Origin of the sequence: Megamonas rupellensis DSM 19944, assembly GCF_000378365.1 — a bacterium.
Lineage (GTDB): Bacteria > Bacillota > Negativicutes > Selenomonadales > Selenomonadaceae > Megamonas > Megamonas funiformis.
Genome location: NZ_KB899618.1, coordinates 1 through 8,123 on the forward strand (window position 1 = coordinate 1; position 8,123 = coordinate 8,123).

Consider the following 8,123-nt stretch of genomic DNA (forward strand, 5'->3'; position numbering starts at 1 on the left):
AAATCCGTTGAAGATTTTATAAAAGAGTTAAAATCTTATATAAAATATTATAATACAAAACGGATAAAGATAAAACTAAAAGGACTTAGTCCTGTAGAATACAGAACTAAGTCTCAATTAGTAGCTTAATTAATATGTCCAATATTTTGGGTGCATATCAAAACTATAGATATTGCTTTTTATTTGTAAATATAAATAAATGATATTTTTTTATTTTATAAATTGGGATAATTAAGCTGAAAAAATAACTAAATAATCCATTTTATTGTCCTGCTAGTACAACTAAATTGATAAATTTTTCGCTAGAATAAATTTAAAGAATATAGCAGAAGGTGATTTTATGGTAGATTTTTCAGCACAATATAGATTGATTGGGGCAAGAATAGCTTATTTTCGCAAATTAAAAAGATATACACAAGAAGAATTAGCATTTAGAGCTTCAATAAGCACATCATATTTATCAAGAATTGAAAGAGGAATTTATAGTAAAGGAGTACCGATATCTACATTAATGCAAATAAGTAAAGCTTTGGATATTGATATTAAATTGTTATTTGAAGAAAAAATTTAGAGAAAAGTAAATAAAAAATATAGAAAGATATAATAGCTTTAAACTCAAAAAAGATATGATATAATATAGATTAATATCTTATGTAGAAGGTGGCTATTTATAATGAGCGAAAATTGTAATCATGATTGTGCAAGTTGCGGTACGACTTGTGGAGAACGTACAGCTCCTCAAAGTTTATTAGCACCAAACAATCCAAGTTCAAATATTAAAAAAGTAATTGCTGTAATGAGTGGTAAAGGTGGCGTTGGTAAATCCTTAGTTACTTCTATGATGGCAGTAACAATGCAACGTCGTGGCTATAAAACAGCAATTTTAGATGCTGATATCACAGGTCCATCTATACCAAAAGTGTTTAATCTTAAAGAAAAAGTAACAGGAACACAAGAAGGCATGACACCAGCACAGACAAAAACTGGTATAAAAATCATGTCTACAAATTTGATTTTAGATAATGAAACAGATCCTGTTGTTTGGCGTGGCCCTATTATTGGTGGAGTAGTAAAACAATTTTGGAGCGATGTAAACTGGGGTGAAGTAGATTATATGTTTGTGGATATGCCTCCAGGAACAGGTGATGTACCACTTACTGTATATCAATCTTTGCCAGTTGATGGCATAATCGTAGTTACAACACCACAAGAACTCGTATCTATGATTGTAGAAAAAGCTGTGAATATGGCTGGATTACTCAGTGTGCCAATTATTGGTATTGTAGAAAATATGTCTTATTTTGTTTGCCCTAATTGCAATGAAAAACATTATATTTTTGGTAAATCAAAAATTGAAGAAGAAGCTAATAAATATGGTATAAAACATACAGCTACACTTCCAATAAATCCAAGTTTAGCCCAAAAATGTGATGAAGGTAGCTTTGAAACTTTTGAAGGCGATTTTTTAAATTCTTTAGGTAGCATTTTAGAAGGAAAATAATTCATAAAAATAGAATTTAATAAGTAAACTAAAAAGTCTTTCTGTTTAAGCAGAAAGACTTTTTTTATAAAAAATATTTAAGATTAGAGGGAGTAAGATGAGTCAGCAAGTATATTTACCAAGTTATAGTATTGGTGAAGATGTATATAAGAGAGTACCTCAAATCTGCAGTAATTATGGCAAAACGGCAATTGTAATTGGCGGTGAAATTAGTTTAAGTAAAGTAAAAGATAAATTGCTTACTGCGATGAAAGGGACAGATATAAATTTATTGGATTTTATTTGGTATGGAGGTAATGCTACACGAGAAAATATTGAACGATTAAAAAATATGAAAACAGTGCAAATGGCAGATATGATATTTGCTGTTGGCGGTGGTAAAAGTATGGATACATGCAAAGCTTTAGCAGATATGCTGAAAAAGCCAGTATTTACATTTCCGACAATAGCATCAAATTGTGCTCCTGTTACAGCTTTATGTATTTTATATGGCAAAGATAAAGTAGAATTTTATGATGCACAAAAACCAGCTATTCATTGTTTTATAGATACAAAAATCATAAGTAATGCACCTATAAAATATTTGCGTGCTGGCATTGGTGATGCTTTATCTAAACAATATGAAGTTTGTTTTAATACAAGAGGTAGAGTTTTAAATCATACAAATAATTTAGGGGTACAAATAGCAAAAGATTGCTCAGAAAGATTACTGCAATATGGAGTAAAGGCAGTAGATGATGCTCAAAAAAATATTGTATCTGATGAATTTATCCAGACTGTATTGACGATTATTGTAAATACAGGATTAGTTTCTGTTTTAGTAAATTTAAATTATAATAGCAGTTTGGCTCATTCACTTTATTTAGCTAGTGTGAAAATACCAGATTGTAAAAATCATATGCATGGTGAGATTGTCAGTTTAGGTGTATTATTATTATTACTTGTAGATAAGCAATTAATACAGGCAGAGAAAGTATATGATTTTAATCAGAAACTAGATTTACCTACTTCTTTAATAGATGTAGGGATAAAAGATGTAAAACAAATAATTGATTTAATTTTACAAGATAAATATTTAAGTTTTGCTCCATATAATATCACAAAAGAGATGATAAAAGAAGCAATAGATATGCTCGAAGCCTTAAAGCATAAGAAAACTTTTTGAGTTCTAAAATATTTTGATATATAATATATGTATTGGTTTTTCACGAAAGTTGTAAGATAAGTAATAGATTATTTTTTATCAAGAATGAGAAAAAATATTTTGCAGTAGTGAGTGTACTCTGATTGTGATATACTAATAAAAGATTAAGTTATTACGCCATTAATAATAGAAAGGGATTTGCATGATAGAATTACCAAGCATTCAACAATTAGAAAATTTTATTATTTATAGCAAAGTAAAAGATATAGCAACGGCAGCTAGAGAAGCAAATGTTACTCGTTCGGCATTTAGTTTTCAAATGAAAAAATTGGAAGAAATAGTTGGTACTCAATTAGTTGTTCACGGAGAAAATACAATAGAACTTACTAAAGAAGGTCAAATCTTCTTAGCTAAAGCGGAAAAAATCGTATCGGAATTAAAACAATCTTTAAGTGAAATGAAAAAATTAGCTGGAGAAGAAGTTTCTTTATCTGTAGGTGCGTTGATGTCTTTAGGTGATGTATTTATCAATCAGCACTTAACTTATTTTAAAAAATACAACACTAATATAAAGATTAATGTTTATAATTTAGAAGCAAAAGAATTGATAAATCAGTTAGAAGCAGATAAATTAGATATAGTATCATCATTTTCCTTAAAGGATTTACAAGATGATGAATATGAAAATATATTTTTCTGTGATGAAGAAATGGTTTATTATGCTCCAAATATTGAGCATTTAGGTAATATTATCAATGTAGAAGAAATCGCTCAATATCCAATGGTACAGTATTCTCCATATTATTTAATGAATGCTACTATAAAGAATTATTTTAATAAATTAGGTTGTCATCCTCAAGTGGAAGCTTGGTTTGCTACTCCATATACGATTATGCATTATTGTCAACAAAATCAGGTGGGGGCTGTATTGCCAAAACGCTTGTTAAATGCTATGGGATTTTTTGATGGTTATTATGATATAGAACCAGATTTTACTTTAAAATGCCATCTATTGTATAAAAAAACAAATCCAAAATATAAATATATAAAGATTTTCATTGATTATATCAATACTTTATATAATAAAAATAACAATAATTGAGTTTAGTGTATGCAGGATAATTAAAAATATGAATTAAAATCGTCAGTGTAAAAAGCTGGCGATTTTTTTATGATAAAATGTATGATTTTATCGTTAAAATGGATAAATTTGTGTTATAATAATAAACTATAATGTAATGATGTTAATCTAGGAAGTGATTTTATGACAAGAATTTCAGTTGAATTAGTACCAAGAGATGTTGAAGTATTAAAAGAAGAAGTAAAAACAATAAAAGAAAAATTAAGCGATGTTGATTTCATTAATATTCCAGATTTGTTGAGTTGTGATACTAGAAGTTGGGACGGAGCAAATATTGCAAAAGCTTATTTCGATGATGTAGTACCACATCTAAGAGCGATGGATTTTGATTTTACAAAAGATTTACCGATAAAAGATAAATTGAGAGAATATAATATAAAAGAAGTTCTTGTTATAGAAGGTGACCCACCACAAAGTATGCTTTATCAAGTATATCCAACAATAAGTACAGATATTATTAAAAAATTTAGTGAAGAAATGCCAGAAATTACAGTATATGCAGGAATTGACCAATATCGCAGTAGTATGAAAGAAGAAGAATATCGCATTCGTCGTAAGCAATTAGCTGGAGCAAAAGGATTTTTTACACAACCATTTTTTGATATGCGTTATTTAGAAATGTATGCAGACCTTTTAGATGGTTTAGATATTTATTGGGGAGTTTCTCCAGTTTTATCCGAACGCTCTGTAAGCTATTGGAGAAATAAAAACAATGTTATTTTTCCAAAGGACTTTGAACCAACATTAGAATGGAATATAGAATTTGCTCGTAAAGTGATAGAATTTGCTCGCAAACATAATCATAATGTTTATTTAATGCCAATAAAAGCAAAAATAATGCCATACTTAGAAGGTGTTTTCGCTAAATAATAAATCTAAAAGCTGTGAAATAAATTTTTTTCACAGCTTTTTTTATTTACAAATTTACAATTGAATTCTATAATAGTCATATAAAAAACTGAAAATTAAGTAAAATTTTAAAAATTTTTTATAGTATGATAAATTTTTATTATGATATTGAATTTGGGAAAAGGGGAAAGTGTTATGTTTAAGATTTTAAATAAGAAAGTTTTACATGAAAATATTTTACAATTTACTTTAGAAGCTCCTTTGATAGCGAGAAAAGCAGAACCAGGTCAATTCGTGGTGTTAAGAGTTAATGAATATGGAGAGCGAGTGCCATTAACTATTGCTGATTTTGATAGAGAAAAAGGAACTATAGATATTATTTTTATGGTAATAGGTGCTTCAACTACTGTATTAGCATCATTAAATGCAGGCGATAGTATTTTAGACTTAGTTGGCCCTTTAGGTAAAAAAACAGATATTAGACCTGATATGGGAACTGTAGTTTGCATAGGTGGTGGAATAGGTGTTGCTCCAATTTATCCTATTGCTAGAAAGATGAAACAAGTGGGTAATCATGTGATAACAATTATGGGAGCAAAAAATAAAGATATTTTGATTTTGAAAGATGAAATGGAAAAAATATCTGATGAAGTTATTGTTACTACAGATGATGGCTCTTATGGTATAAAAGGATTTGTAACGACAGTACTACAGCAATTAATTGATAAAGGAATTGATATTGCTGAAGTAGTAGCTATTGGACCTGTCATCATGATGAAAACTGTGGCAGATACAACTAGACCATATAATATTAAAACGATTGTTAGTCTAAATCCTATTATGGTAGATGGTACAGGAATGTGTGGTGGCTGCCGTGTACAAGTTGGTGATGAAACAAAATTTGCTTGTGTAGATGGGCCAGAATTTGATGGTCATTTAGTAGATTTTGTGAATTTGATGGAAAGACAACGTATGTATAGACCTAAAGAAGAAATTGAAAAAGACCATATTTGTCGTTTAGCTAAAAAGGTTGAAGAAATGGAGGAAAAATAATATGCCTTTAGTAATGCAAAAACATGAAATGCCAGAACAAGACGCTAATGTTCGCAGAAATAATTTTGATGAAGTGGCTTTAGGATATACAGAAGAATTAGCCTTAGCGGAAGCTAATCGTTGCCTTCATTGTAAAGTGCCACATTGTAGAAAAGGTTGTCCTGTAGATATCGATATACCAGCTTTTATTGCTAAAATAAAGGAAGGCGATTTTGAAGGAGCAAATGCAAAAATCAAAGAAGCTAGTAGTTTGCCTGCTATTTGTGGACGCGTTTGTCCTCAAGAAAATCAATGTGAAAAATATTGTGTAATGGGAATGAAAGGCGAACCTGTGGGTATTGGTCGTTTGGAAAGATTTGTAGCGGATTATTGCATGCAAAATTGTGAAGAAAAAATAGAAAAAACAGTAAAAGATGATGCTCAAAAAGTCGCTATTATTGGTTCGGGACCAGCAGGATTAGCTTGTGCAGGTGATTTAGCGAAAAAAGGCTATCAAGTAACAATTTTTGAAGCTTTACATACAGCAGGTGGAGTATTATCTTATGGTATTCCAGAATTTCGTTTACCAAAAGATAAGGTTATAAAACCAGAAATTGATAATTTGCGTAAGATGGGTGTAAAAATAGAAGTGAATTCTGTAGTAGGTAAATTATTTACAGTTGATGAACTTATGCAAGAATTTAATTTTGATGCTGTATTTATTGCTACAGGAGCAGGTTTACCTCATTTTATGAATATTCCTGGTGAAAATTTAAATGGGGTATATTCTTCAAATGAATTTTTGACGAGATGCAATTTAATGAAAGCATATTGTTTTCCAGAATATGCTACGCCTATTAATGTAGGGAAAAAAGTAGCTGTAGTAGGTGGCGGTAATGTAGCTATGGATTCTGCTCGAACTGCTTTGCGCTTGGGAGCAGAAAAAGTATATATTGTTTATCGCAGAAGTGAAAAAGAATTGCCAGCAAGACGTGAAGAAGTAGAACACGCCAAACAAGAAGGTATAGAATTTAAATTATTGAATAACCCGGTAGCTATTTTAGGTGATGAAAAAGGATATGTAAAAGCCATTCGTTGTATAAAAATGGAATTAGGCGAACCTGATGCTTCAGGTCGTAGACGCCCTGTGGAAATACCTAATTCAGAATTTGATATTGATGTGGATACTGTGGTCATTTCTATTGGTCAAGAGCCAAATCCATTGATACAATCGACTACTCCAGATATGCAGACAAATAAGAGAGGTAATATCATAGCTGATGAAGAAACAGGAAAAACTACAAAAGAAGGTGTTTTTGCTGGTGGTGATATTGTAACAGGAGCTGCAACTGTTATTTTGGCTATGGGTGCAGGTAAAAAAGCTGCTAAAGCTATTGATGAATATTTGATAGAAAAACGCAATAAATGATAAATTTAAATAGATTGATTTTAGGGCAAAGATATGTTGACCGAAAATCAATCTATTTTTTTTAGAAAAATTTTTTGCTATAATGCTTTTATATTTGAATAGAATTTTTTTAGAGGTATAAAATGAGTTTAATGAATTTTACAAGTATAGATTTTGAGACAGCTAATAAAAATCGTGATAGTGCTTGTAGTGTAGCTGTAATTGTTATTGAAAACGGTAGAATGGTGGATAGTTATAATTCACTTATAAGACCGCCAGAAATGTTTTTTGAAGAAGGTAATATAAAAATACATGGAATTACTCCGCAAATGGTAGAAAATGCACCTACTTTTGCAGATATATGGAAAGATTTACGTATGTATTTAGATAATCGAATAGTTATAGCACATAATGCTTTTTTTGATATGGGCGTATTGCGCAGTTGTATTTGGAAATATAATTTAGCTAAACCACAGTTTAAAACAGCATGTACTGTTCAAATTGCTAGAAAAGTATGGCCACAGTTACCAAATCATAAATTGAATACATTGGGAGAATTTTTTCAGATACAATTTAAACATCATGATGCTTTAGATGATGCAAAAGTTTGTGCAAAAATTCCTTTAGTTGCAGGCAGAACTGTAGGTGTGGATAATATGGATAGTTTATTAAGAAAAATAGGTTTAGAAGCAAAAATATTTAAATCATAAAAACTTATAAAAAAGTGTTGACAAAAAACATTTTATAGTGATATAATAAATATCGCATTCGACGCGAGTGCCAAATGCGGAAGTGGCGGAATTGGCAGACGCGCTAGACTTAGGATCTAGTGTCTTTCGGCGTGCAGGTTCAAGTCCTGTCTTCCGCACCATTTGAAATTATAGGCTTTACAGATTTTCTGTAAAGCCTTTTTTGTTTTTTATAAGATGGATTGTATAATGAAGTGCGACACCTAGAAAAATAAAAAACTCATTATGAATTTTCGTGTAAAATAAAGTTACCACACAAAACCTACACGAAAGGAAAATTCATAATGAGCTATCATCAT

9 protein-coding genes and 1 tRNA gene are annotated in these 8,123 nt (G+C 30.2%); all 10 read left to right on the forward strand.

Annotated elements, in window-relative coordinates:
* Nucleotides 1–129, forward strand: a 129-nt coding sequence (locus F553_RS12005; protein WP_019000160.1) for an IS3 family transposase, incomplete at its 5' end; no start/stop codon positions are given.
* A gap of 211 nt (nucleotides 130–340) precedes the next feature.
* Nucleotides 341–571 (forward strand): helix-turn-helix domain-containing protein, encoded by a 231-nt coding sequence (locus tag F553_RS0111175; protein ID WP_008539932.1) that lies wholly within the window; start codon nucleotides 341–343, stop codon nucleotides 569–571.
* 102 nt (nucleotides 572–673) lie between these two features.
* Nucleotides 674–1,501 (forward strand): Mrp/NBP35 family ATP-binding protein, encoded by an 828-nt coding sequence (locus F553_RS0111180; protein WP_019000161.1) that lies wholly within the window; start codon nucleotides 674–676, stop codon nucleotides 1,499–1,501.
* Nucleotides 1,502–1,598: 97 nt separating this feature from the next.
* The gene (locus F553_RS0111185; protein WP_019000162.1) at nucleotides 1,599–2,666 is read left to right on the forward strand and encodes an iron-containing alcohol dehydrogenase family protein; all 1,068 of its coding nucleotides are present in this window, start codon (nucleotides 1,599–1,601) and stop codon (nucleotides 2,664–2,666) included.
* Nucleotides 2,667–2,847: 181 nt separating this feature from the next.
* Complete coding sequence (locus F553_RS0111190) at nucleotides 2,848–3,747, forward strand: LysR family transcriptional regulator (RefSeq protein WP_019000163.1); 900 nt, start codon at nucleotides 2,848–2,850, stop codon at nucleotides 3,745–3,747.
* A 162-nt stretch (nucleotides 3,748–3,909) separates the two neighbouring features.
* A complete protein-coding gene (locus F553_RS0111195) occupies nucleotides 3,910–4,656 on the forward strand; it encodes a methylenetetrahydrofolate reductase (protein ID WP_019000164.1) in 747 nt (248 codons plus the stop codon).
* A gap of 174 nt (nucleotides 4,657–4,830) precedes the next feature.
* A complete protein-coding gene (locus F553_RS0111200) occupies nucleotides 4,831–5,688 on the forward strand; it encodes a sulfide/dihydroorotate dehydrogenase-like FAD/NAD-binding protein (protein ID WP_019000165.1) in 858 nt (285 codons plus the stop codon).
* Nucleotide 5,689: 1 nt separating this feature from the next.
* The gene (gltA, locus tag F553_RS0111205; protein WP_019000166.1) at nucleotides 5,690–7,096 is read left to right on the forward strand and encodes an NADPH-dependent glutamate synthase; all 1,407 of its coding nucleotides are present in this window, start codon (nucleotides 5,690–5,692) and stop codon (nucleotides 7,094–7,096) included.
* A 122-nt stretch (nucleotides 7,097–7,218) separates the two neighbouring features.
* The gene (locus F553_RS0111210) at nucleotides 7,219–7,785 is read left to right on the forward strand and encodes a 3'-5' exonuclease (RefSeq protein WP_019000167.1); all 567 of its coding nucleotides are present in this window, start codon (nucleotides 7,219–7,221) and stop codon (nucleotides 7,783–7,785) included.
* 76 nt (nucleotides 7,786–7,861) lie between these two features.
* Nucleotides 7,862–7,946, forward strand: a tRNA-Leu gene (locus F553_RS0111215).
* The last annotated feature ends 177 nt before the right edge of the window (nucleotides 7,947–8,123 follow it).